Annotated in this window: 23 protein-coding genes and 1 pseudogene; 17 read left to right on the top strand and 7 right to left on the bottom strand. The window is 68.0% G+C overall.

What is annotated here, in order from left to right; genetic code table 11:
- Positions 1-73: 73 nt before the first annotated feature.
- Complete coding sequence (locus ACTWPB_RS23550) at positions 74-1,087, bottom strand: DUF4873 domain-containing protein (protein ID WP_446222721.1); 1,014 nt, start codon at positions 1,085-1,087, stop codon at positions 74-76.
- Positions 1,084-1,976, bottom strand: a pseudogene (locus tag ACTWPB_RS23545) (AurF N-oxygenase family protein). The gene ACTWPB_RS23550 and the pseudogene ACTWPB_RS23545 overlap by 4 nt, the downstream one beginning before the upstream one ends.
- 111 nt (positions 1,977-2,087) lie before the next feature.
- Between ACTWPB_RS23545 and ACTWPB_RS23540 the strand changes: the two are divergent.
- Positions 2,088-2,813, top strand: coding sequence for a TetR/AcrR family transcriptional regulator (locus ACTWPB_RS23540; protein WP_446222720.1), 726 nt, complete (start codon positions 2,088-2,090; stop codon positions 2,811-2,813).
- Position 2,814: 1 nt separating this feature from the next.
- Here the strand turns inward: ACTWPB_RS23540 and ACTWPB_RS23535 are convergent, their stop codons facing one another.
- Positions 2,815-3,996 carry a DUF418 domain-containing protein gene (locus ACTWPB_RS23535; protein ID WP_446222719.1) on the bottom strand — a complete coding sequence of 394 codons (1,182 nt, stop codon included), beginning with the start codon at positions 3,994-3,996 and terminating at the stop codon, positions 2,815-2,817.
- Positions 3,997-4,144: 148 nt separating this feature from the next.
- Between ACTWPB_RS23535 and dop the strand changes: the two genes are divergently transcribed.
- The 5 genes from dop (at position 4,145) to pafA (ending at position 9,088) form a co-directional block, all read left to right on the top strand.
- Positions 4,145-5,644 (top strand): depupylase/deamidase Dop, encoded by a 1,500-nt coding sequence (dop, locus tag ACTWPB_RS23530; protein WP_446222718.1) that lies wholly within the window; start codon positions 4,145-4,147, stop codon positions 5,642-5,644.
- 119 nt (positions 5,645-5,763) lie between these two features.
- Positions 5,764-5,958 (top strand): ubiquitin-like protein Pup, encoded by a 195-nt coding sequence (locus ACTWPB_RS23525; RefSeq protein ID WP_019047503.1) that lies wholly within the window; start codon positions 5,764-5,766, stop codon positions 5,956-5,958.
- Positions 5,955-6,800, top strand: coding sequence for a proteasome subunit beta (prcB, locus tag ACTWPB_RS23520; protein WP_446222717.1), 846 nt, complete (start codon positions 5,955-5,957; stop codon positions 6,798-6,800). Before ACTWPB_RS23525 ends, prcB begins: the two co-directional genes overlap by 4 nt.
- On the top strand, positions 6,797-7,564 hold the full coding sequence (prcA, locus tag ACTWPB_RS23515) for a proteasome subunit alpha (protein ID WP_446222716.1): 768 nt from the start codon (positions 6,797-6,799) through the stop codon (positions 7,562-7,564). Before prcB ends, prcA begins: the two co-directional genes overlap by 4 nt.
- 165 nt (positions 7,565-7,729) lie before the next feature.
- Positions 7,730-9,088 (top strand): Pup--protein ligase, encoded by a 1,359-nt coding sequence (gene pafA / locus ACTWPB_RS23510; RefSeq protein WP_194824832.1) that lies wholly within the window; start codon positions 7,730-7,732, stop codon positions 9,086-9,088.
- Between the two features lie 92 nt (positions 9,089-9,180).
- Here pafA and ACTWPB_RS23505 read toward each other — a convergent pair whose 3' ends face one another.
- Positions 9,181-9,429: a hypothetical protein gene (locus ACTWPB_RS23505; RefSeq protein WP_446222715.1), complete on the bottom strand. Its 249-nt coding sequence runs from the start codon at positions 9,427-9,429 to the stop codon at positions 9,181-9,183.
- Between the two features lie 67 nt (positions 9,430-9,496).
- On the opposite strand from ACTWPB_RS23505, the gene ACTWPB_RS23500 reads away from it, so the two are divergent.
- The gene (locus tag ACTWPB_RS23500; RefSeq protein ID WP_446222714.1) at positions 9,497-9,952 is read left to right on the top strand and encodes a MaoC family dehydratase; all 456 of its coding nucleotides are present in this window, start codon (positions 9,497-9,499) and stop codon (positions 9,950-9,952) included.
- Between the two features lie 91 nt (positions 9,953-10,043).
- Here ACTWPB_RS23500 and ACTWPB_RS23495 read toward each other — a convergent pair whose 3' ends face one another.
- Positions 10,044-11,564, bottom strand: a complete 1,521-nt coding sequence (locus ACTWPB_RS23495; RefSeq protein WP_446222713.1) for a recombinase family protein — start codon at positions 11,562-11,564, stop codon at positions 10,044-10,046.
- Positions 11,565-11,646: 82 nt separating this feature from the next.
- Here ACTWPB_RS23495 and ACTWPB_RS23490 point away from each other — a divergent pair, with 82 nt between their 5' ends.
- From ACTWPB_RS23490 to ACTWPB_RS23460, 7 genes are all read left to right on the top strand, one after another.
- Complete coding sequence (locus tag ACTWPB_RS23490) at positions 11,647-12,642, top strand: helix-turn-helix transcriptional regulator (protein ID WP_446222712.1); 996 nt, start codon at positions 11,647-11,649, stop codon at positions 12,640-12,642.
- Positions 12,639-13,616 carry a helix-turn-helix transcriptional regulator gene (locus tag ACTWPB_RS23485; protein ID WP_446222711.1) on the top strand — a complete coding sequence of 326 codons (978 nt, stop codon included), beginning with the start codon at positions 12,639-12,641 and terminating at the stop codon, positions 13,614-13,616. The genes ACTWPB_RS23490 and ACTWPB_RS23485 overlap by 4 nt, the downstream gene beginning before the upstream one ends.
- Complete coding sequence (locus ACTWPB_RS23480; protein ID WP_446222710.1) at positions 13,613-14,641, top strand: 2-dehydropantoate 2-reductase; 1,029 nt, start codon at positions 13,613-13,615, stop codon at positions 14,639-14,641. The genes ACTWPB_RS23485 and ACTWPB_RS23480 overlap by 4 nt, the downstream gene beginning before the upstream one ends.
- Positions 14,642-14,733: 92 nt before the next feature.
- Positions 14,734-15,006: a Sec-independent protein translocase subunit TatA gene (gene tatA / locus ACTWPB_RS23475; protein ID WP_446222709.1), complete on the top strand. Its 273-nt coding sequence runs from the start codon at positions 14,734-14,736 to the stop codon at positions 15,004-15,006.
- 97 nt (positions 15,007-15,103) lie between these two features.
- A complete protein-coding gene (gene tatC, locus ACTWPB_RS23470; protein WP_446222708.1) occupies positions 15,104-16,057 on the top strand; it encodes a twin-arginine translocase subunit TatC in 954 nt (317 codons plus the stop codon).
- Positions 16,058-16,060: 3 nt separating this feature from the next.
- Positions 16,061-18,760, top strand: coding sequence for a DEAD/DEAH box helicase (locus ACTWPB_RS23465; protein WP_446222707.1), 2,700 nt, complete (start codon positions 16,061-16,063; stop codon positions 18,758-18,760).
- A 120-nt stretch (positions 18,761-18,880) separates the two neighbouring features.
- Complete coding sequence (locus tag ACTWPB_RS23460) at positions 18,881-19,636, top strand: DUF4333 domain-containing protein (protein WP_446222706.1); 756 nt, start codon at positions 18,881-18,883, stop codon at positions 19,634-19,636.
- A gap of 115 nt (positions 19,637-19,751) precedes the next feature.
- Here ACTWPB_RS23460 and ACTWPB_RS23455 read toward each other — a convergent pair whose 3' ends face one another.
- On the bottom strand, positions 19,752-20,726 hold the full coding sequence (locus ACTWPB_RS23455) for a 5'-3' exonuclease (protein WP_446222705.1): 975 nt from the start codon (positions 20,724-20,726) through the stop codon (positions 19,752-19,754).
- Between the two features lie 188 nt (positions 20,727-20,914).
- Here ACTWPB_RS23455 and ACTWPB_RS23450 point away from each other — a divergent pair, with 188 nt between their 5' ends.
- Entirely contained in the window at positions 20,915-22,042 is a 1,128-nt protein-coding gene (locus tag ACTWPB_RS23450; protein WP_446222704.1) for a M24 family metallopeptidase, read from the top strand.
- A gap of 3 nt (positions 22,043-22,045) precedes the next feature.
- Here the strand turns inward: ACTWPB_RS23450 and ACTWPB_RS23445 are convergent, their stop codons facing one another.
- Complete coding sequence (locus ACTWPB_RS23445) at positions 22,046-22,444, bottom strand: PPOX class F420-dependent oxidoreductase (RefSeq protein ID WP_446222703.1); 399 nt, start codon at positions 22,442-22,444, stop codon at positions 22,046-22,048.
- A 360-nt stretch (positions 22,445-22,804) separates the two neighbouring features.
- On the opposite strand from ACTWPB_RS23445, the gene ACTWPB_RS23440 reads away from it, so the two are divergent.
- Both ACTWPB_RS23440 and cbiE read left to right on the top strand, forming a co-directional pair.
- Complete coding sequence (locus ACTWPB_RS23440) at positions 22,805-23,557, top strand: SDR family NAD(P)-dependent oxidoreductase (protein ID WP_446222702.1); 753 nt, start codon at positions 22,805-22,807, stop codon at positions 23,555-23,557.
- Positions 23,558-23,700: 143 nt separating this feature from the next.
- The gene (gene cbiE, locus ACTWPB_RS23435) at positions 23,701-24,924 is read left to right on the top strand and encodes a precorrin-6y C5,15-methyltransferase (decarboxylating) subunit CbiE (protein WP_446226457.1); all 1,224 of its coding nucleotides are present in this window, start codon (positions 23,701-23,703) and stop codon (positions 24,922-24,924) included.
- Positions 24,925-25,134: the final 210 nt, after the last annotated feature.

Below are 25,134 nucleotides of genomic sequence, written 5' to 3'. Positions count from 1 at the left end.
CATCGAGCATACCGGCGGGCGATTCCACGAAGGGTCGAGGTCGGTTGCTGTCTCGACGGATGAGGGGTCGCTGCTATGCCTCGAGCGCGAAGGGTGGGGTACCGATGCCGGTGACGCGGAGATTGCCCCACGGGTCGCGTTCGGTGAGGTGCGCCGCCGCGGGTTCGCGGCCGGGTAGGACGAGGAAGGCGGATGCGCGAGTCGGTTCGGGGACGGTGCTGGTCTCGGTGGGATCGAGGCGGCCGTACCAGTGGTAGCGGCCGTCGATCGGGTCGAGGTGGCCGGTAAGGGTGGCGATGACGGAGTATTCGGCTCCGGGTAGATCGAGGAGGGCAGGTCCGGCGTAGTCGTGGTTCGGATGCCGGTCGGCGGCGACGGTGATGTCGAAATGATGGGGTTTCGGGCGGCCCGGGCGACGAGTGCGCGGCGTCAGGTCGCTTCGGCGGTGGTATTCGTGCTGCGTGCTGGCCCGCACTTCGATCCGGGTGCCCGAGTGCCGCTGCAGCGCACGGACCCAGGTGGCGATGAGATCGACTCGGTCCGAATGCGCGGACAACGGTTCCCGGACAACGGGTTCGGTACCGCCGGCGAAGAACAGGTTCGGGAAGCCATGGGTCGCGATGCCGTGAAAGGTGACCGGAGCGTGTGACCACGCCACGTCGAGTGTGCGGGCCTCACGTCCCGTGATCGGCAGTCGGACCCTCGGCGGTGTCCCGGTCAGGGCGTCGACGGGGCGGTCTGCGGTTTCCGTTGCGGCGCAGGTGCGGAGCCGACGGGTGGTGTCAGCGGTCAGAATCACGACGCTCGCGGTGGCGGGCTCGTACCCGACCAGGTGGATATGCCACTGGTCCTCGTTCTCGTCGAAGACGAGTTCGAGGACATCGACCAGGCGTCGGGGGACCGGTCGATCCTCGCGAGAGAGCCACCTGCGCGGTGTCGTCCACGGTGTCCTGCCCGGTCTGCCGATCGGAGTTCGCGACGCAACGCCTGCTGAAACCGGTTCGTAGACATTCACTTCGGCGATACCGGCCGCCCGTAGCCGCCGCACGATCGCCCGGGATTCGGCCCCGATCACCGTGATGCTCACAGCAGGCCCACCGCCCGCCACCGCCTGCGTCCGGCCGATCCGATCAGTCCGTACTCGCCGAGGAACGCCACCAGTTCCGCGGCTCCGGCCGCCCTGGATTCCCGCGCGATCGGATTACCCATCGCGGCCCGGTGTGCCTGTCGACTGTCGAGTCCGGCGCGAAGGTACATATGGCGATTGGTGATCAGTGCGACGAACAGCGGTCCCGCCAGCGCCACGCACTGGCGGATATAGGCCCGCTCACCCGCCGACATCGTGGGCATTCGCCGAGCCAGCGCGTCCCTGGCGAAACCGATGTGGCGCGCCTCCTCGGTGACGTGGATGCGCATGGCCCGCGCGACGATCGGCTGTAATTGCGGATCGTCGAGCATCCGGCGCTGCAGCGCGTCGAAGATCTCCTCGCCGACCAGCGCCGCCACCCACACCATCGGGCCGCGCAGCACGGCGGGCAATGCCGTGATCGCGAGCCGCGCCGTCGGACGTGGCCAGTACGGGCGGGCCTCGACGCGCTCGATGAGCTTGCCGAACATCATCATGTGCCTGCACTCGTCGGCCATCTCGGTGAGCGTGTAGTGCGAGGTCGCGGATGTGGGGTCGCCGTGGAGCAGTTCGCGCAGCAGCAGCCGGTTGAGCAGATTCTCGAACCAGATGCCGACGGAGAGCACATTGGCCAGTTCCTGGCGCGAGAGCTCTCGCTGCTGGTCGGGTGTCATCGCGTTCCACAGGTCGGTGCCGTAGAGCGAGATGACGCGCGGGGGCAGGAACAGCTTCACCGGGTCGAGGGGTGCTGCCCAGTCGATGTCGACCACCGGGTCATAGGATTTCGCACCGAGCCGATCAGCAGGCGCTTGGCGAAGGAATCGCGCGGGGAGGCGGTTGCGTTGGGCATCGCGGGCTCACTCTCGGGCGGAACGTGCCACGCTAGGTGTTACGGCGTGTATCACAAAGATTAGTGGAACACTGTGTAACAGTCAATACCGGCACGGGTATCGTTAGCGCTGTGACTGCACCATCCGCGCACGCCGGCCAGACCGCAGCCGACGGTCGCGCTACCCGTTGGCACGGCCATAAAGAGCGCCGTCGTGCGGAGATGATCGATGCCGCCATCGAGGTCATCGAGGAACACGGGCTCGAGATCTCGGTGCAGTTGATTGCCGAACATCTGGCACTGCCGCGGCCGGTGGTCTACCGCCATGTCGGTGGTAGGGCCGAACTCGACGCGCTGTCGCGGCAGCGGATCCTGGAACTGCTGCTCGCGGAGCTGCTACCCGCCCTGCAGTCCGACGGCACACTCAGAGACGCCGTGCGCGACGCCATCGCCACCTACCTCGGCTGGATCGAACGCCACCCGAACCTGCACCGCTTCCTCGGTGACGCGGCACCACAGGGTGCGCCGAGTCTCAGCGGCGCCGGGCGTGCGGTGGGTGGACAGCTCGCCGACATCTTCGCGGCCACCCTGGCCCGGTTCGGTATCGACCCGGCGCGCGGGCGGCCGATGGCGTTCGGCATGGTCGGTCTCGTCGACGGTGTGGTGGCGAATTGGCGCGCGGATCCGGAGCCGGTGCTCACCATCGAGCAGGTGCAGGGCATTCTGACCGAGTCGGTGCTGTCACTGTTCGAGGGCAATGCCCGCAGTCTCGGCGTTCCGCTGCAACGGGATTCGCTGGTCGCCGACCTGCTCATCGCGCCGGCCGCGGCACCGCCGCCCGCCGAGCGGCTGCGCTGACTCAGCCGGCCAGTGCGCGATAGGTGCGATTCCACAGCCACTCCACCGGTCCGCGCTCGAACCTGCGCAACCATAGGTGGGCGAAGGTGATGATCGCGATGGCGACGAGCAGGTAGATCGCCACGGTGAACGGCACCCTGGCCGAATCCGATACCCGCGCGGCCAGACCGAAACCCCAGCCATAGCACAGGATTCCGGCGATCAGGTTCTGCAGGATGTAGCAGCTGAGAGCGGTGCGGCCGACCTCGCTCAGTCGTTCGCCCGCGAACCCGACGTGCGGCCTGCGCAGGTAGAACTCGGCGACCGCCGCCAAGATTCCGAGGGCCACGAACGGTGCCGTTCCGTATCGCGTGAAGAAGATCAGGTCGCCGCCGCCCGCGATGCCGACCGCCAGATCCAGCGGCGCCGCCACCGCGAACCCGATCACCATGAGGCACCGGCGAATTCGTGCGCCCTCGGGCCGGAAGACGCCCGCGCGGAACAGTCGCGCGCCGACCAGGAACAGCGCGATCGACATCGGGAACACGAAGACCGTCTCCAGCCGGAAGATCAGCGCGTGATCGAGCCGCAACAGCACCAGATCCCAGAAGGAACCGTCCGCGTAGGGATTCGGGTCCAGTGGTGCCGAGGCGACGCTCTCCTGTTGTGGTGCGAAGGCCGAGGCGGCTGTGATCAACGTCAACATCGTCACGTGGACCGAGGCGGCGATGATCAGCCAACGGCGGTGTGCTCGTTCGCTTGTGGCGAGTAGGTACGCGACGACGAGGCCGGTCAGCGCGTAACCCATCAGGACGTCGAATTCCGCGACGAGCAGAAAGTTCAGGAGGCCGTCCAGGAGCAGCAGTCCCGCGCGGTAGGGGTATTTGCCGGGCCACGGCCGGCCTCCCCGCTGCGCCGAACCCTGCTGGATGGCCAGCCCGATCCCGAACATCACCGTCAGCAGGCCGAGGAATTTGCCCTGCGCGAGCTGCTGGAGCACCCGTTGGGACCACATCCAGGCGTTCTCAGGGGTCGCGCCGAGCTCGTCGAGGTAGCCGACCATGCCCGCCGAACCGGTGAAGATCCAGATATTGGTACCGAGGGTGCCCAGGATCGCGATGCCACGCAGCACATCCAGCGCGATCATGCGGGCGGGCCGGGGCGTGGCGGGCGCTCGGGTGGCGGGGGCGACAGCGTCGGTCATGCACCGAGTATCGGCGCGACAACCCGCCCAGCGGATCGCTCACGAGGACGATCTTCTGGTCCCCCTCTTGGGGGACGTTCCTGGCCTCCAGCAGCCCGCTGAGCCGAGATGCGGGTGTGGGTCCGGCGCGTCGCCTAGGCTCGTCAGCATGCAGCGCATCATCGGAATCGAGGTCGAATACGGCATCTCGACCCCCACGGAGCCGACGGCCAACCCGATCCTCACCTCCACGCAGGCCGTTCTCGCCTACGCCGCCGCCGCGGGAGTGCCGCGAGCCAAGCGAACCCGGTGGGACTACGAGGTGGAATCCCCGCTGCGTGACGCGCGGGGATTCGACCTGAGCCGGATGAGCGGGCCCGCGCCGGTCATCGACGCCGACGAGGTCGGCGCGGCGAACATGATCCTCACCAACGGCGCCCGGCTCTACGTCGACCACGCGCACCCGGAGTACTCCGCCCCCGAAGTCGTCGACCCGCTCGACGCGGTCATCTGGGACAAAGCAGGCGAGCGGGTGATGGAGGCGGCCGCCCGGCATGCCTCGAGCGTGCCAGGGGCGCCCCGGCTGCAGCTGTACAAGAACAATGTGGACGGCAAGGGCGCGTCCTACGGCACCCACGAGAACTACCTGATGAGCCGCGACACCCCGTTCAGCCACATCATCGCTGGCCTGACGCCGTTCTTCGTCTCCCGCCAGGTGATCTGCGGTGCCGGCCGGGTCGGCATCGGCCAGTCCGGTGACCACGCCGGTTTCCAGCTGTCCCAGCGTGCCGACTACATCGAGGTCGAGGTCGGCCTCGAGACCACGCTCAAGCGCGGCATCATCAACACCCGCGACGAGCCGCACGCCGACGCCGACAAGTACCGGCGCCTGCACGTGATCATCGGCGACGCCAATCTCGCCGAGATGTCGACCTACCTCAAGGTCGGCAGCACCGCACTGGTGCTCGACATGATCGAGGGCGGCGAGGACCTCTCGGAATTCCAGCTGGCCCGCCCGGTCACCGCCGTGCACCAGATCAGCCACGACCCGACGCTGCGCGCCACCGTCGCCCTTGTCGACGGCCGCGAGCTGACCGGCCTTGCGCTGCAACGGCTCTACCACGAGCGGGCGGCCAAGTTCGTTCACCGCGAAGGCAACGACGACCCGCGCGTGCTCGACATCCTCGACAACTGGGCGATGGTCCTCGACCTGCTCGAGCGCGACCCGATGGAAGCCGCGCACCTGCTCGACTGGCCTGCCAAACTGCGCCTGCTCGAGGGCATGCGCACCCGGGAAGGCCTTGGCTGGGCCGCGCCGAAGCTGCACCTGATGGACCTGCAGTACTCCGATGTGCGCCTGGACAAGGGGCTCTACAACCGTCTGGTCGCGCGCGGGTCGATGCAGCGGCTCGTCAGCGAACAGCAGGTGCTCGACGCGATGACCAATCCGCCCACCGACACCCGCGCCTACTTCCGCGGTGAGTGCCTTCGCCGTTTCGGCGCCGATATCGCCGCCGCCAGTTGGGATTCGGTGATCTTCGATCTCGGTGGGGATTCGCTGGTGCGGATTCCGACGCTGGAACCGCGCCGGGGCACGAAAGCGCACGTCGGCAAGCTGCTCGACGCCTCGCGCACGGCCGCGGAACTGGTCGAACAGCTTACCCACTGACGCGATTCGCGGCACGACCGCGCGACAATCCGATCGCTATCGACCACCTTGTCGGATCGGCTCGGTAGGGTTGTAGGACATACACGATCATCGTGATGAGGAAGAGGAGGTCGGCTGCCATGGCACAAGAGCAGACCAAGCGCGCCGGGGGTGGCGACGAGGACGAGGGCCCCGAGGGCGTCGACGCGGCAGGGCAGGAACGCCGCGAGAAGCTGGCGGAGGAAACCGACGACTTGCTCGATGAGATCGATGACGTGCTCGAAGAGAACGCCGAGGACTTCGTGCGGGCATATGTGCAGAAGGGCGGCCAGTGACCTCAGGTGACCCCTTGCGCCTCCACGCGGGGCGGGCTCTCTCCTCGTTCACCGAACATCTGCGCATGCACGCACCGGACCTGTTGCCCGCCAACAAGTTCCCGGCCTCGGATCTGACCGCGACGAAGGACCTGGCGCCACACGGCACCACCATCGTCGCGGTCACCTACCGTGGCGGCGTGCTGATCGCGGGCGACCGCAGGGCCACCATGGGCAACCTGCTCGCCAGCCGCGACACCGAGAAGGTGTACATCACCGACACCTTCTCGGCGGCCGGCATCGCGGGCACCGCGGGCATCGCGATCGAAATGGTTCGGCTGTTCGCGGTGGAGCTGGAGTATTACGAGAAGATCGAAGGCGTACCGCTCACCTTCGACGGTAAGGCCAACAAGCTGTCGAAGATGGTTCGCGACAATCTGCCTGCCGCCATGCAGGGATTGGCCGCGATCCCGCTGCTGGTCGGTTTCGACGACCAGATCCTCGACCTCGACCGGTCCGGCCGCATCGTGTCCTACGACGTGGTCGGCGGGCGCAGTGAGGAGCGGTTCGGCTACACCGCCGTCGGCTCCGGTTCGATGTTCGCGAAGTCGTCGCTGAAAAAGCTCTACCAGCGCGGCATCGATCAGGACCGTGCCCTGCGGATCGCGGTGGAATCGCTGTTCGACGCCGCCGACGACGACACCGCCACCGGTGGTCCCGACATGCTGCGCGGGATCTACCCGACAGCGGTGGTGATCGACGCCGACGGCGCGGCCGAGATCGGCGAAGATCTGCTCGCCGAGATCGCCCGCGGTGTGATCGCCGACCGGGAAGCCGCGGAAGAAGGGGGCGCCGTCCGATGACGCTGCCGTATTACGCCTCGGCCGAGCAGATCATGCGCGACAAGACCGAGCTCGCCCGCAAGGGCATCGGTCGTGGTCGCAGCGTGGTGGTGCTGGTCTACGCCGACGGCGTGCTGTTCGTCGCCGAGAACCCCTCGGCGACGTTGCACAAGGTCAGCGAGCTCTACGACCGCATCGGGTTCGCCGCGGTCGGTAAGTACAACGAGTTCGAGGCCCTGCGCCGCGGCGGCATCCTGCAGGCCGACCTCAAGGGTTACCAGTACGACCGGCGCGATGTCACCGGGCGTGGGCTGGCCAACCTGTACGCGCAGAGCCTGGGTTCGATCTTCACCGATCAGCTCAAGCCCTACGAGGTGGAGTTGTGTGTCGCCGAAGTCGGCTATCCGGAACAGGCGCCGACCTCGGTGCTGTACCGGATCACCTTCGACGGGTCCATCGTCGACGAACGCGAGTACGTCGTCATGGGCGGCACCACCGAGCCGATCCTGACCCAGCTCAAGGCCGCCTACAAGCCGGGTCTGTCGCTGGACGACGCGTTGAAGGTGGCGATCGGCGCACTGCTGGCCGGTCAGCCCGAGGCCGACAAGGACAAGCGTTCGCTCGGTGAGGCCTCACTCGAGGTGGCCACGCTCGAGCAGCAGCGTCCGCGCCGGGCGTTCCGCAGGCTGCAGGGCCCCGCCCTGGAGTCGGCGCTCGCCGCGTCGAAGCCCAAACCGGTGAAAGAGGCGAAGCTGCCAGAACCCGACGACGACGCGGGGAAATAACCCACCGTCACGATCATGATCGGGCCTGCGAACCACTGTGGTTCGCAGGCCCGATCTCGTCGTGTGCGCGGCGGTCGTTCGCTGTCCGAATCGTTGTGAACACGTATGCGAATGGGATGTCAGGAGCGCCGCGCGGGCACAGGTCATGGCTGTAGTGTCGATAGTGTGCAGCGACGAATCATGGGGATCGAGACCGAGTTCGGTGTGACATGCACCTTCCACGGTCACCGTCGGCTGTCCCCCGACGAGGTAGCCCGGTACTTGTTCCGCCGGGTGGTGTCCTGGGGCCGTAGCTCCAATGTCTTCCTTCGCAATGGTGCCAGGTTGTACCTCGACGTCGGATCGCATCCCGAGTACGCCACCGCCGAATGCGACAGCCTGGTGCAGTTGGTCACCCACGACCGGGCGGGCGAGCGGGTACTGGAAGACCTGCTCATAGACGCCGAACAGCGCCTCGCCGAAGAAGGTATCGGCGGCGACATCTACCTGTTCAAGAACAACACCGACTCCGCGGGCAACTCCTACGGCTGCCACGAGAACTTCCTCGTGGTCCGGGCGGGCGAGTTCTCCCGGATCTCCGATGTCCTGCTCCCGTTCCTGGTCACCCGCCAGCTCATCTGCGGTGCCGGCAAGGTGTTGCAGACGCCGAAGGCCGCCACGTTCTGCCTGTCGCAGCGCGCCGAGCACATCTGGGAGGGCGTCTCCTCGGCGACCACCCGCTCGCGCCCGATCATCAATACCCGCGACGAACCGCATGCCGACGCCGAGAAGTACCGGCGCCTGCACGTGATCGTCGGTGACTCCAATATGGCCGAGCCGACCACCATGCTCAAGGTGGGTACCGCGTCGCTGGTGCTGGAGATGATCGAGGCGGGGGTGTCGTTCCGCGATTTCGCCCTCGACAACCCGATACGGGCCATTCGCGAGGTGAGCCACGATCTCACCGGTCGTCGCCCTGTGCGCCTGGCCGGCGGACGTCAGGCCAGTGCGCTCGAGATCCAGCGCGAGTACTACGCCCGCGCGGTGGAGCACCTGCGCAACCGCGACCGCGATCCGCAGGTCGACGCGGTGGTGGATCTGTGGGGTCGCACCCTCGACGCGGTCGAGGCGCAGGACTTCGCCAAGGTCGACACCGAGATCGACTGGGTGATCAAGCGCAAGCTGTTCCAGCGCTACCAGGACCGCTACAGCATGGAGATGTCGGATCCCAAGATCGCCCAGCTGGATCTGGCCTACCACGACATCAAGCGTGGTCGCGGTGTCTTCGACCTGCTCCAGCGCAAGGGTCTGGCCAAGCGGATCACCGAGGACGACGCCGTCGACGCCGCGGTGGACACCCCGCCGCAGACCACCCGGGCCAAGCTGCGCGGTGATTTCATCACCGCCGCGCAGGAAGCGGGCCGCGATTTCACCGTCGACTGGGTGCACCTCAAGCTGAACGATCAGGCGCAGCGCACGGTGCTGTGCAAGGATCCGTTCCGATCGGTCGACGAACGCGTCGACCGGCTGATCGCCTCGATGTAGGCGAACCCCTCAGACGGGGGACCGACGACGAAACCGGTGGCGCATGGGAGCGATTGCGTAGGCGCCATCGGTTTCGTCGTGTGTAGGGCCGATCAGTCCGCGGTGACGACCGTCGCGTAGGTGGCCGTCAGGCCGGCGAGGAAACTGGTGAGCGCCAATTCGAAACTGTCGTCATCGATTTCGTCGGCGAGGCGATCTCGAGTTTCGTCTCGCGTGGTCCCCTCGATATGGTGATGTGCGCGACGGTGACCACCTTCGACGCCAACGAGATCCACCGCGACGACTTTCGCCACACTTCGGGTCGCGAAGTACAAGTACCCGCGCCGGGTCGAATTCGTCACCGAGTTACCGCTCGGACCCCCACAAGGTTATCGAACGCGCACTGCGCCAACGTTTCGGAGGAGCGGCATGATCACGGATTTCGCCGATTTCGACGCCGTACGTGCCGCGGTCGGAACCGAACTCGGCCCCAGCGACTGGGTCACGATCGACCAGCGCCGGATCGACCTGTTCGCCGAAGCCACCGACGACCACCAATGGATCCACGTCGACGCCGAACGCGCCGCCGCGGGCCCCTATGGCACCACCATCGCCCACGGCTTCCTCACCCTGTCGCTGATCGTGCCCATGACCCAGCAGATCATGACCGTCAGCGCCGCGACGGCAGGCATCAACTACGGCCTCGACCGAGTCCGCTTCCTCACCCCCGTTCCGGTCGACGGCCGCATCCGCGCCCACCTCACGCTCACCGAGGTCACCGAAGTCCCCGGCGGCGTCCAAATCCATCGCCACGTCACTGTAGAACTGGAAAACGCCGACCGCCCGGCCTGCGTCGCCGACTCCATAGCCCGCTGCCTGCGCTGACCCACTCGCTGGGATGACCTGCCTGCGGGCTCCAGAGGGTAAGCGAAAAGCTCCGCCCGGTTGGGTGCGAACGGGACCCATGGGTTGGTCCCTAAACGGCCGTCTCAGCATCAGAATCGGCGGCCCACGTGATCTCCAGGCGATCTGCCCGTTGTTTCGGGTGCAACGTCACCGAGAGGTGCATCGCTTCGAGCAACCGGCCCTTACCGGCGTCGTTCAGGGCTATCCACGCTTCGCGCATCGTCCGGCCGGTCGGCGTAGCCACCTCGCGAACTTCGGGATCATGTGCGGCCACAAGTGCGGCATACGCGGCTTCGAGCTTCGCACTCATCTCTTCGTACGTGCCCATCATCAGCGGTCCGGCCGTCGCCATTTGGGCGCCGATGCGCGCCGCTTGCTCCCGCGCTTCGATCATCTCCGCCGAAAGGTCGTTGCCACCTTCAAGTTGAACGTCGACTTCGTCGAAGCGGCCCCACACCTTGAGAAATTCGGCCTCAACCCGCTGGTCAAGGGTCGCCGCGTAGATGGTGACGTGACCAGCCTTGCACTTGTAGAGCCGCACCCCCTTGTCGCTGGTTCCTCCGCTCAAACGGCCGTCGCATCGGTGACAGAACGCCATTCCAGCGCAGAGGGGCGCTGCCTGGCGGGGAGCACGGTCAGCGCCGGTCGCGAGGTCGAGCATCCGTTGGCGGACAGCCAAGAGTTCAGCAGCGGACAGGATCGGTTCGGCGAACGCAACTGGAGTCACCCCGTCGGCGGCCACGACCAACTTCCCTTTATGGGCGCGCTGTCCCCGGAACGTCGGCGACGTGAGCATCCGTCGCCATTGGGGTTCGCTCAAGCCAGTCGTCCGCGCTGTCCCGGCAACGGTGCCCCCTTGGATCAATTCCCTTACAGCTGTACGAACTTCAGTGGCCTGGGCGTTGTCGACCTCGAGGTATGCGGCACCGTTGCGGCGGACCGTCTTGTACCCGAACGGTGCCCGTCCGGCGCCCCAACGTCCCAAGCTCCGCCGGGTCTCGTGCCCTTCGCTGATTCGGGCGGAGATCATCCCCCGTTCCCACTCCGCGAGCGAGGCAAGAACGGCGGCGACCATGCGACCGGTCGGCGTTAGCGTGTCAACCGTGTTGTCGGTCGTGGCTAGCCGTATGCCCGCCGCCTCAGCCCACGCCACGAGTCGAAGGAACTCCGCGACCGATCGGGCGAAGCGATCCAGCTTCCACGTGATCGCCAGGTCAGGGTGGGCTGCCATGAGTGCCCGAAGCCCGGGGCGTTCCTCAATGGGCTTCGCGCCGCTGACGTTGTTGTCGACGTACTCGGCGACGTCTGCGAAGTCATGATGGTTCGCAGTAAGCCAGCGACGGCAGGCAGCGCGCTGGGTATCGAGTGAGGCGCTGTCGTCGGCCTCACGGGACAACCGAAGGTAGATTGCTACTGACGTCATGTACTCAAAGCTACGCGCGCTCACCTTAGACAGTGGTGAACATTGCGGCGGTGAGATTCGGGAGTCCGCATCGCGGACGCCGCGGATGGCTGCGGCCACCGCCTCGCCGACCGAGACGATAGCTTGCCGGGCGGAACCGCTCGGAGCTACGGAGAAGACGACGAGCATCGTGATTTCTGTGGTCCCCGGGCCGCGGCCCAACTGTGCGCCGACGCGCGAGGGAGGGGACGCGACCATTACCCTCTATCGGGTGGCGATATCCAAGGTCGAGCGGCTGATGAATCTGGTCATCGCGCTGCTGTCGACCAGGCAGTTCCTGAGTGCGGAACGTATTCGCGCCAGCGTGGCAGGTTACGAGGACTCCGCGACCGACGAGGCGTTCAGCCGGATGTTCGAGCGCGACAAGAACGAATTGCGCGATCTGGGCATCCCCCTGGAAGTCGGTCCGGTGGGACGGTTCTCGACACTCGAGGGGTACCGGATCAACCGGGACGCCTACGAGCTGCCCGATATCGACCTGTCGAGCGAGGAAGCCGCGGCGGTCGCCGTCGCGGTACAGATGTGGGCCTCACCGGAATTGGCGGGTGCGGCCGAGGGCGCGCTGTTGAAGCTGCGCGCGGCCGGGGTCACCGTCGAGACCGACAACGTCGGGGTGTCGGTGCCCGCGGTGCCCGCACGCACCCGCGGGTCGGAACCGGTGCTGCGGGAACTCCTTGCTGCGATCGACGCGGGTCAGGCGGTGCGGTTCGGCCACCACAGTGCCGTCACCGATCCGTTCGTGACCCGCGATGTCGAACCGTGGGGTGTGGTGACCCGGCACGGGCGCTGGTATCTCGTCGGGCACGATCGCGAACGCGACGCCGTTCGCACCTTCCGGCTGTCGCGGATCGGTGGTCAGGTGCGGCCGTACGGCCCGGTCGACGCGGTGCACAAGCCCGCGCACACCGATCTGCGCGCGATCGTCGACCGGGTCACCGGCGATGCGCCCGTCACCGGGTCGGCCACCGTGTGGGTTGCCAAGGGCCGTGGACGCGAATTACGCCGTATCGGCACCGAAGTCGACACCCGGGATCTGGGCAGTCGCCCCGGCTCGGTGCTCGAGGTGCCGGTCCGGTCCAGGGATTGGGTGGCCCGGCTGATCACCGGCCTCGGTCCCGATGTCCTCGTTCTCGAACCACCGCAACTGCGCGCCGACGTGATGAACCGGCTACGGTCGGTACTCGACCACACGGAGGTCACGTCGTGAGTTCGCGTCTGTCCCTACGCCTTTCGCGCCTGCTGAACATGGTGCCGTACCTGCTCGCGCACCCGGGCATCAGCGCTGCCGAGGCCGCCGCCGAACTGGGTGTCACCACCAAACAGCTGATGAGCGACCTCAACCAGCTGTGGATGTGCGGGTTGCCGGGCTACGGTCCCGGCGATCTGATCGACCTGTCGTTCTCCGAGGAGAGCATCGAGGTCACCTTTTCGGCCGGCATCGAACGGCCGCTGCGGCTGACCTCCACCGAGGCCACCGCACTGCTGGTGGCACTGCGCTCGATCGTGGAAATGCCGGGCATGGTCGACCCGACCGCCGCGCATGCCGCCATCGCCAAGATCGAATCGGCGATCGCGAGCACCGACGCCGTCGTCAAACCGGTCGAGGTCCCCGTGGAGAAGCCGGTGGTCGCGACCGTGCGCGCCGCGCTCGCCGACGTGCGGGCACTGCGCCTGGTGTACTACTCCGCCAGCCGCGACGAGGTGTCCGAACGCATCGTCGACCCGATTCGGGTGGTGCTGGTCGACAACAACAGCTACCTGCAGGCCTGGTGCAGGCAGGCCGAAGGCGTTCGCCTGTTCCGGTTCGATCGGATCGAGGACGCCACCGAACTCGACGAACCGGCGCACCCACCCAGTCACGCCGCTAACGACGCGGCCGCACTCGACCTGTTCCAGGACGACCCGGCCGTGCCGCTGGCCCGGTTGCGGATCCGCGCCGACTACGCGTGGGTGCTCGACCAGTACCCGATGCACCGCATCGAATCGCGCGCCGACGGCAGCATCGAGGCAGGCATGCGCTTCGCCTCGCCGGACTGGATGGCCCGGCTGTTGCTCGGCTTCGGCACCGGCGTCACCGTGCTCGGACCACCGGAACTGGTGGCGGCCGTGCGCATGCGCGCCGACGCCGCCCTGGCCGCCTACGCGGCCGCCGGCCTGGTGGGGGGGACCGAACCCGCGTGAGTCAGCGAGTACTTGTCCTCGGCGCGGGCAGCGTCGGAGTCTTCATCGGTGGTCACCTGGCCGCCGCGGGCATGGAAGTGATCTTCGTCGGCCGCCAGCGCATCCTCGACGACATCGCCGAACACGGCCTGCACCTGACCGATCTGGACGGCGGCTCGACCGAGGTGCCGCCCGACCGGTTCGGCCTCGCGCTCGAACCCGACGAACCCGAACTGGCCGACCTGGTCCTGGTGACGGTGAAGTCGGCCCACACCGCTGCCGCGGTCCGCGCTGTCGCGGGTCGGTTACGCCCCGGCACCCCGGTCGTGAGCCTGCAGAACGGCATCGGCAACGACAGCGTGATCAGAGAGATCCTGCCGACCAGCATCGCCCTGGCCGGGATGGTGATGTTCAACGTGGTCCATCGCGGTCACGGGTGCTTCCACCGCGCCAGCGGCGGCGACCTCGCGATCCAGGACGATCCGGTCGTCGACCGCTTCGCCGATCGGTTCCGCGCGGCGGGCCTGCCGCTGCACCGCCACCGCGACCTGCGTCCGGTGCAATGGGCCAAACTCCTCCTCAATCTGAACAACCCGATCAACGCGCTGTCGGGCAAGCCGCTGCGTGAGGAACTCGCCGAGCGCGACTACCGCCGCTGCCTCGCGCTGACCCAGTCCGAAGCCCTCGCCGTGATGAACACTGCGCGAATTCGGCCCGCCAAGCTCACCCCCGCTCCGCCCGAGTTGATGGTGCATTTGCTGCGTGTTCCCGACGCTGTCTTCCGGCGGGCGTTCGGGCGGGTGCTCGCCATCGATCCGCTCGCACGCTCGTCGATGGCCGATGATCTCGCGCTCGGCCGACGCACCGAAATCGCGTGGTTGTGCGGGGAAATCGTGCGCCTCGGCGAGATGGTGGGTCACCCGACGCCGGTCAACCGGCGGCTGACGGAGCTGATCAGGATCGCCGAGTCCGGCGACACCACGCGATTCAGCGGAAGCCGGTTGTTCGCCGAGCTGACCGGGGCGGCGGCCGCTGTCACGGATTGAACGCGTGGCGAACACCGTTGCGGCTGGCGGTTCATCGCGGTCCGAACCCAGGTAGCATCGGTAATCACCACAGTCTTTGGAGGTATCTGATAATGGGCACGTTCAGCTGGACGCACCTGCTGATCATCGCGTTGCTGTTCGTTCTGCTCTTCGGCGCGAAGCGGCTTCCCGACGCGGCACGTGGCCTGGGCCGCTCGCTGCGCATCTTCAAGAGCGAGGTCGGCCAGATGCAGGCGGAGTCGACGACGTCCGACGCACCGCAGGCCACGACGGCCACCCCCGCGCCACAGCAGCAGTTGTCCGCGTCCGCGACACCGGCGCAGACCCCGATCGTCGAACCGCAGCAGGGCCACAAAACCCTCTGACCTCGGCCATCACCCCGGGGCGGTAGTGACCGCTCCGGGGCGACGTGCTGTGTTGTCGAGCATCCGCCGAACCGAGGGTTAGAGGCCACCACCCACCATGCGCATCCCGTTCGATCCCCGGCGCACCAAGCGCAGGACGAATCCCGACGGCACCATGTCGTTGGTCGAGCACCTGCAGGAATTGCGCACCCGGCTGTTGCTGGCACTGGCCGCGATCGCGGTGACCACGCTGATCGGCTTCTACTGGTATGCCCACACCCTCTTCGGACTGGAGAGCCTCGGTGAGATCTTGCGCGGCCCCTACTGCGCGCTGCCCGAATCGGCGCGGGCCAGCCTGACTCCTGATGGCGCCTGCCGATTGCTCGCTACCGGACCCTTCGACCAGTTCATGCTCCGGTTGAAGGTCGGGTTCACTGCCGGAGTCGTGATCGCGACGCCGTTCTGGCTGTATCAGCTGTGGGCGTTCATCACCCCGGGGCTGTACGCGAAGGAACGCAAGCTCGCGGTCGGTTTCGTGGTGACGGGCTCGGTGCTGTTCGTCACGGGCGCTGTCCTGGCCTACGTGGTGGTGTCGCACGCGTTGTCGTTCCTGATGACCATCGGCGACAACGTCCAGATCACCGCGCTCAGCGGTAACCAGTACTTCGGTTTCATCATCCAGTTGCTGATCATCTTCGGCGTCAGTTTCGAGACTCCGTTGATCATCATCGGGCTGAATCTGGTGGGGGTTCTGCCCTACGCCAAGCTCAAGGCGTGGCGGCGCGGGATGATCTTCGGCCTGTTCGTCTTCGCCGCGATCGTCACACCGCAGGACCCGTTCTCCATGCTCGCGCTGGCGATCGCGCTGACGGTGTTGTTCGAGCTCGCGGTGCAGTTCTCGCGGTTCAGCGACGCGCGCAAGGCCCGCCGGGAGGCGAAGGAGGGCTGGGGCACGCTCGACGACGAACAGGCCTCGCCGCTGGAGAATCCTGAACCGGTGGCCGCCGCCGATCCGGTGCGTGAGCCGGAGAAAACCGCGCGCCCGGTGTCGGACTACTCCGATACGCTCTGAGGGGTGACCGACACTCCGGGGCTGCCCAGCGAACTGGCGAAATTCGCCGGTGAAATCTCCTTCGATCTGGACCCCTTCCAGAGCACCGCGTGCGCGGCGTTGGAAGACGGGCACAGCGTGCTCGTGTGCGCCCCCACCGGTGCGGGCAAGACGATCGTCGGTGAGTTCGCCGTGCACATGGCGCTGGCCTCGGGCGGAAAGTGCTTCTACACCACGCCGATCAAGGCGCTGTCGAATCAGAAGTTCGCCGACCTGACCGCCCGCTACGGGCGTGACAGTGTCGGCCTGCTCACCGGTGACCAGTCGATCAACCCCGGCGCGCCGGTGGTCGTGATGACCACTGAGGTGCTGCGCAACATGCTCTACGCGTCCTCGGACTCGCTGCACGGCCTGTCCTACGTCGTGATGGACGAGGTGCACTACCTGGCCGACCGATTCCGCGGTGCGGTGTGGGAGGAAGTGATCCTGCACCTGCCGCCGGACGTGCGCCTGGTGAGCCTGTCGGCGACGGTGTCCAACGCCGAGGAGTTCGGCGCGTGGATGGAGACCGTGCGCGGCGACACCGCGGTGGTGGTCGACGAGACCAGGCCGGTGCCGCTGTGGCAGCACGTGATGGTCGGTCGGCGGATGTTCGACCTGTTCGACACCAAGTCCAGCGAGCGCAAGGTCGTGGTCGACGAAGACCTCGTACGGTTCATCCGCCAGCGCGAGAGCGCCGACCGGATGCACGGCTACGGCGGTCCGCGCGGGCGAGGCGGGCGCGGTGGCAACTTCCGTCCGCTGCCGCGACCGGACGTGCTCGCTCGCCTCGACGAGGAAAACCTGCTGCCCGCGATCACGTTCATCTTCAGCCGCGCGGGTTGTGACGGCGCGCTGGCCCAGTGTCTGCGTGCCCGCCTCGATCTGAGTCGTCCCGGCGAGGTCGAGCAGATCGACGAGATCATCGACAAGCACACCGGTGATCTGCCCAAGGGCGATCTGGAGGTGCTCGGCTACTGGGAGTGGCGTGAGGCGCTGCACCGGGGCCTGGCCGCCCATCACGCGGGCATGCTGCCCGCGTTCCGCCACACTGTCGAGGAACTGTTCGTCCAGGGTCTGGTGCGCGCGGTGTTCGCCACCGAGACCCTGGCCCTCGGCATCAATATGCCCGCCCGCACGGTGGTCCTCGAGCGGCTGGTGAAGTTCAACGGTGAAACCCACGCCGAGCTGACTCCCGGCGAATATACCCAGCTCACCGGTCGGGCGGGCAGGCGCGGTATCGACGTCGAGGGCCACGCGGTGGTGCTGTGGCAGCCCGAGGTGGACACCAGTGCGGTGGCCGGCCTCGCCTCCACCCGCACCTACCCGCTGCGTAGCTCGTTCCGGCCCGGCTACAACATGTCGATCAACCTGATCGACCGGATGGGTGCCCAGGAGGCCCGAACCCTCCTCGAAAGGTCGTTCGCCCAGTTCCAGGCCGACCGGTCGGTGGTGGGGCTCGTCCGTGGCATCGAACGCAACGAGGGCGCGCTGCGCAAGCTGGAGAGTCAGCTCGGTGGCGTCGACGGCGACTTCATGGAGTACCTGTCACTGCGTGACCGGATCAAGCAGCGTGAGCGCGATATCCAGCAGCAGGGCCGGGCCGACCGGCGCGGCGCCGCGGTGAAAGCGCTGATCGGCTTGCGTCGTGGCGACGTGGTGTCCATCCCGGTGGGCAAACGGTCCGGGCTCGCGGTGATCCTCGAACCCGACCAGACACCGGGCGACCCGCGTCCGCTGGTGCTGACCGAGGACCACTGGGCCGGACGGGTGTCCGCGGCCGATTTCCCGGAGCCCGCCGAAGCGCTCGGTCGCATGGATCTGCCGCGCCGGGTCGATCACCGGACCGCGCGCATCCGCCGCGACTTGGCCTCGGCGTTGCGCGGCACCGGCATCTCGGCTCCGCGCCGGGGCAAGCGCAACGATCGTGTTCGAGGCGGTGAGGATCGTCAACTCTCGACGCTGCGGCGCAGTCTGCGTTCCCATCCCGCACACGATCGTCCCGATCGGGAGCAGCTGAGCCGCACCGGCGAGCGGTATTCGCGGCTCGCCCGCGAAACCGAGACGATGCGCCAGAAGGTTGCCGCGACCACGAATTCGCTGGCACGCACCTTCGATCGGATCGTCGGGCTGCTCGAGGAACGCGGGTTCGTCGCCCACGGTGAGGTGACCGCCGACGGCAGGCGGCTGGCCCGGATCTATGCCGAGAGCGATCTCGTGGTCGCCGAGGCCCTGCGTCAGGGTCTGTGGCGCGGACTCGGCCCGGCCGAGCTCGCCGCGGTGGTATCGACGCTGGTCTACGAATCACGCCAGGAAACCGGCCTGCTCACACCGGCGGGGCCCACCGACCCGATCCGCCGGGCGATCGCGGCCACCATCGACGTGTGGTCGGACCTGCGCTCCGACGAGGCGCGGCACAAACTCCCGCCCACCCGCGAACCCGATCTGGGGTTCGTCACCGGGGTGTACAAATGGGCGCGCGGTGACGCGTTGGCCGAGGCGTTGCTGGCCAGTGGCGACCAGGGCACCACGATGTCGGCGGGGGATTTCGTGCGGTGGTGCAGGCAGGTGATCGATCTGCTCGATCAGATCCACAACACCGCCGACGACCCCGAGATCGCGTCCACCGCGGCCAAGGCGGTGCGAGCCGTACGGCGGGGTGTCGTCGCGGTGGACGCCGCGTAGTCGGGGGGTCTGTGATTTGATTTCTTCGCGTACCGACCGTGAGGCGGATGTCGTGCGAGTGCGGCAGGCCCGGCGCGGGGGGCTACCGTATGGACTAATGATGCGAGTGGAGGCGAGTGGATGAGCGGCCCTTACGGACCGAACAACCCCGGGGAGGGGAACAACGATCCCACCCAGCACTGGGGGGGTCAGCAGGGGGCCGGTGGCGCCGGTCCCACCCAGCACTGGGGTGGCGCGCAACAGCCGCCGCAACAGGGCGCCCAGCCCACTCAGCAGTGGGGTGACCCGAACCAGCAGCAGCCGCAGCAGCAGTGGGGACAACAGCCCCAGCAGCCGCAGCAGCCGTGGGGTCAGCAGCCGCAGCAGGGTGGCGTGCCGCCGCAGCAACCGACCGGACCGCAGCAGCAGTGGGGTCAGACCCAGCCGCCTCCGCAGGACTGGAACAACCAGGCCGCCAACGCGCAGCAGCAGTGGGGCCAGCAGGCCGCGCCGCCGCAGCAGCAGTGGGGGCAGCAGCCCGCGCCGCAGCAGCAGTGGGGCCAGCAGCCGCAGCAGTCCTCCGGCGGCAAGAGCAAGGGTCTGATCATCGGGCTCATCGCCGCGGGCGTGCTCGTGGTCGCTGCGGTGATCGGCCTGCTCCTGGTCGTGCTCTCCTCGGACGAACTCGACAACGCGGCCGTGCAGGACGGTGTCTCGCGCGTGCTGAAGGACTCCTACGGCATCGCCGACGTCTCCGACGTCAGCTGCCCCTCCGGCCAAGCGGTCGAGGTCGACGCGACCTTCACCTGCGACCTGAAGGTCAGCGGCGAGGCGAAGAAGGTCACCGTCAAGATCACCAAGGAAGACGGCACCTACGAGGTCGGCCGCCCCAACTAGGCGCTCGCACTACGTTTTCCGGGCCGTCCGCGACTACGCGGGCGGCCCGGTGTCGTTTCCGGTGTCGCGGATCCGCCTCGGACGGTGGCCCTGTCGCGAACTCGTCGCGGGCGGGTCAGTCGGCGTGTGCCGCGGTCAGCGCGGTGACCAGGCGGGTGATCGGGCTCTCGGCGTTGTACGCGGCGGCCAACGCGAGCAGCCGGTCGGGGTCGGTCGGGGTGGCGGGCAGGACATCCGGACGCGACAAGACGACATCGGCATCGCGGACGACCCGCACGACCGGTGCGGCGACCTTCAGATAGTCCTGCGCGGCAACGAGTTTCGCGCGCACACCCTTGGCGATATCGGAACCCGGATCGGCGACGGCGTCCATGAGGGCGTCGAGGGAACCGAACTTCGTGATCAGCTGGGCGGCGGACTTGTCGCCGATGCCCGCCACACCGGGCAGGCCGTCGGAGGCGTCGCCGCGCAGCGTCGCCATGTCGGCGTAGGCCGGTCCCGCATTCTGTTCGGGCACACCGTATTTCGCCGAGAGCTCCGCCGGGCCGAACAGTTCGGCCTTGGCCAGGCCACGACCGACGTAGAGCACCCGGACCGCCGGGGCGGGCTCGTCGCGCACCAACTGCAGCAGGTCGCGGTCGCCGCTGACGACGACCACCGGATCGGTGCGTTCCCGGCTCGCGAGGGTGCCGAGCACATCGTCGGCCTCGAGGCCTTCCGCGCCGCCGGTGGCGATGCCTGCCGCCGCGAGCACCTCGAGGATCATCTCGACCTGCGGGGTGAGAGTATCGGGCACTTCTTCGGCGCCGGGCGCCGCACTGGTGCTGGTGTCGAGTCGGTGCGCTTTGTACGAGGGCACCAGGGCCACCCGGAACGGGGGCCGCCAATCGAGGTCGAGCCCGACGACGAGCCTGCTCGGGCGATGCTTGGTGACCAGCGAGGCCACCATGTCGGTGAATCCGCGCAGCGCGTTCACCGAGCGGCCGTCCGCGCCCCTGAGCTTGTCGGGGATGGCGTAGTAGGCGCGGAACCAGAGGCTTGCGCCGTCGAGGATCAACAAGGGTCCACGGGTGCTCTCGTCAGCGGTCACACCGGTGATTGTGCCCCGAACCACCGACACCGTGCTGATAGGTGGTGTCCTCGGCCCTGCCGGACGAGTCGTCTGCGTTCTGCCGATCGCGCTGACGACCGGTCGTCGTCGGGTTCGCGGGCCGGATCGGTCCCGCTCCGACAACCGATCCTGCGGGCGTCGCGCCGGGGCGGGTAACGTCGAACGCTATGAGCGCGCACACGGATGCCAGGTTCGCGGCGAAGGTCTACGGTCAGCGTCTGGAGCGGGCGGTCGAGTTGATGCGGGCGGCGCATCTGGACGCCCTGCTGATCACTCCAGGGCCCGATCTGCGCTACCTGATCGGTTCGGCCGCGGAATCCTTCGAGCGGCTCACCTGCCTGGTGATCCCGGCCGACGGGGCGACGCCGTCGGTGGTCATCCCGAAACTCGAGCTGGCCTCCCTCGGTGATTGCGCGGCGGGCGAACTCGGCCTGCAGGTGCTCGACTGGGTCGACGGCGTCGATCCGTATCAGCTGGTCCGCTCGATATTGCACGCCGGTTCCCGCATCGCGGTCGCCGACGCCATGCCCGCTCTGCACCTGATCCCGCTCGCCGAGTCGACGACCGGGCTGCCCGCCTCGGCCACCCCGGTGCTTCGCGAGTCGCGAATGATCAAGGACGAGGCCGAGATCGACGCGCTGCGCCGAGCGGGCGCGGCCATCGACCGCGTGCACGCGCGGATGGGCGAATTTCTGCGGGCGGGTCGCACCGAGGCCGAGGTGAGCGCCGATATCACCGCCGCGATCATCGAGGAAGGCCATACCGAGGCGGCGTTCGTGATCGTCGGCAGTGGCCCGCACGGCGCCGACCCGCACCACGAGGTGTCCGATCGCGTCATCGAAGCGGGCGATGTGGTCGTCATCGATATCGGTGGCCCCGTCGCACCCGGCTACTACTCCGACTCGACCCGCACCTACGTGCTCGGCACCCCGAGCCCGGAGATCGTCGAACGGATGGCAGTCCTCGAGGCTGCTCAGGCCGCCGCGGTCGCGGCGGTGCGGCCAGGGGTGACCGCGGAGTCCATCGACGCCGCCGCCCGCGCCGTGCTCGCCGACGCGGGCCTCGGCGAAGCCTTCATCCACCGCACCGGGCACGGCATCGGTCTGTCGGTGCACGAGGAGCCCTACATCGTGGCGGGCAACGACCTGGTGCTCGCGCCGGGCATGGCGTTCAGCATCGAGCCGGGAATCTACTTCCGTGGCGAGTGGGGTGCGCGGATCGAGGACATCGTGGTCGTCACCGCGGGTGGCGTGGAGTCGATGAACAACCGGCCACACGGCCTGACGGTGTTGTAAGCGCTATTTCAGCGTGCTCGACGAGAGCACCCGGCGCACCTGGATCGCGACGACGACCCGCGTCGGGTTCTCGCGGGGCACCCGGTATCGCTCGGTGTAGCGGCGGACGGCCTCCGCGACGTCGGCGCTGTCGCCGAGCACCGTCGCCGGCCCTTCGAGGGTGAGCCAGCGTGCCCCGTCGACCTGGCTCACCGCCGCGTAGCCACCGCGTGCGGCATTGCGCGCCTTCACCGACGCGCCATCGGTGATCACGCGGGCGATCCCACTGTCGGGGTCCCAGGTGAATCCCACCGCGACCACGTGGGGGGTGCCGTCGGCGCGCAGCGTGGTGAGCGTGGCCAGGTGCCGCTCGGTGACGAACTCGAGGGCAGCGGGGGACAGCTGTGCGGTGGCGGTCGGCATGCGGAAACGGTAGCCGGGTCGATGAACGGCCGACTCCAGGGGCTGCTGCCCTCGTCTCCGGGCCGACCACACTCGACCTGCCGCACTGCTGCCGGACATCGCCGCAGGACATCGCGGCCGGACATCGTGGCCGGACATCGTGGCCGGACATCGCCGCCGGAGGTTGCTGCCGGACATCGCCGCCGGACGTTGCCGACGGACATCGCCGCCGACCACACTCGACCTGGCGCACTGCAGCCGGACATCGCCGCCGGACATCAAGGAAGGCACCTCGATGGCGGGTCGGCGATTCGGTGCGCCACGGTCCAGAACCGGGGCGGGCCGGAACCGGGCACCTCGGCCGGATGACAGACTGGCGCTATGGGAAAGCAGCAGAACGATGGGCCGGTGCTGGTCCTGGGCGGGCGCAGTGAGATCGGCCTCGAGGTGGCGCGCAGGCTGGCACCCGGGCGGGTGGTGATCCTGGCCGCTCGCCGTGCCGGCGCGTTGGACACCGAGATCGAGCAGGTGCGCGCGGCGGGCGCGACCGCCGTGCACACCGTGGAATTCGACGCCGACGAGATCGCCACCCACGCGCCCCTGCTGGACAAGCTCGCCGCCGAGCACGGTGGCATCGCGACCGCGGTGCTCGCCTTCGGTGTGCTCGGCGATCAGGACCGTGCCGAACACGACCCGGCGCACGCGGTCGCCGTGGTGCACACCGACTATGTCGCCCAGGTCAGTGTCCTCACGACGCTGGCGAACCTGATGCGGGCGCAGGAGTCCGGCCAGCTCGTCGTCTTCAGCTCTATCGCGGGCGTGCGCGTGCGTCGGGCGAACTATGTCTACGGTTCGGCCAAAGCGGGCCTGGACGGCTTCGCCAGCGGCCTCGGCGACGCCCTGCACGGCACCGGAGTGCAGCTTCTGCTGGTGCGCTCGGGTTTCGTGATCGGCCGCATGACCACCGGCATGGACCCCGCCCCCATGTCCAGCACCCCCGACCAGGTCGCCGACGCCGTCGTCCGCAGCCTCGGCAAGGGCGCCACCCGAGTCGCCATCCCCGGCCGGCTGGCCTTGGCGTTCATCGTGATGCGCCTGCTCCCGCAATCCGTCTGGCGCCGGATGCCACGGTGACCGAGGATGGGCGTTCCGCGGGATGCGGCCGGGCGCCGGATCCGGCCGTGACCGGTGTTGCCGCTGGGCCGCACCGTGGGGCGGGGGCCGGTGCTCGTGCGGTCAGCGCGTCAGCGAGCGGTACGGACTGGACCGGGCATCCGATCGTGGTGGCCGGAATCGGGGCCGACGGCTGGTCCGGTCTGGGGGACAATGTCCGCCGGGCACTCGGTGACTGTGACGTCGTGTTCGGCTCCGCACGTCAGCTGGCACTGCTTCCGGCGAGCGATATCGAACGCGTGCCGTGGCCGACGCCGCTGCTGCCCGCACTGCCGGAGCTGTTCGCGCGCAACGCCGGTCGACGCGTCGGTGTCCTCGCCAGCGGTGATCCCATGTTCTACGGAATCGGCGTCACCCTGGCCCGCCGGTTCGGCCCGGCGGCACTGCGCGTGTTCCCGCAGCCCTCCTCGGCATCGCTGGCGTGCGCCCGGCTCGGTTGGCCACTGGCCGAAACCCCGGTGGTGAGCGTGGTTGCCCGGCCATTGCCCACCGTCCTGCCCGAATTGTCCGAAAGTCGTCGAATTCTCGTCCTCAGCGAAGACGAGACAACGCCGAGCCGGATCGCGGAACTGCTGCGCGACAACGGGTTCGGCGCCTCGACACTGACCGTCCTCGAGCAACTCGGCGGCCCCACCGAACACCGGCGCACCGGCCCGGCCGCCACCTGGCCGCACCCGCCCGGCGACCCACTCAACATCGTCGCCATCGACTGTCGTGCCGACCCGGGCACCCGCCGCGACACCCGCCTGCCCGGCCTGGCCGACACCGCCTTCGCCGGCGACGGCCAGCTCACCAAAGCCGAGGTCCGCGCCCTCACCGTCACCGCTCTCGCCCCCACACCGGGGGAAATGCTGTGGGATATCGGCGGTGGCTCGGGCAGTATCGCCATCGAATGGTGCCGCACCCATCCACTGTGCCGCGCCGTCACGTTCGAACGACTGCCCGCCCGCCGCGAACAAATCGCGACCAATATCGACGCGCTCGGGGTGCCGGGAATAACGATCCGAGGTGAGGTGCGCTCAGAGTTAGCCGAAGAAACGATCCCGGCACCCGACGCCATATTTCTCGGTGGTGGCCTCACCCAGGACGGCATGTTCGAGCGGTGCTGGCAGCGCCTGCGTCCCGGCGGCCGCCTGGTCGCCAACGCGGTCACCGCGGAATCGGAAGCGCTGCTGCTCGACTGGTCTGCCGGGTTCGGCGGCACCCTGCGCAAATTTCAGATCTATCGAGGTGAACCGCTCGGCGGGTTCACCGCCTGGCGACCGCACTTGCCGGTCGCCCAGTGGATTGTCCGAAAACCCGCTGGTCGACGGATCGCGACCCCGTAGTCCCGATCACGATCAGATCACGCGCAGATCACGATGAATCCGTTGTCGCAGGGTCCGCGCGCCGCAAAAGTTTCGGACCGAACGTGTAGAACCCTCGGCTCGGGGGTAGGGTCGTTGCCGTTCCGGGTAATCCCCCCGGGTGCGTTTTCCACGATGGAGAGTTACATGAAGTACTCGAAGTTCGATGGCGATGCCGGTACCGATGATTTC

This window comes from Nocardia sp. IBHARD005 (assembly GCF_052814245.1).
This window is presented reverse-complemented; position numbering and strand designations above follow the sequence as displayed.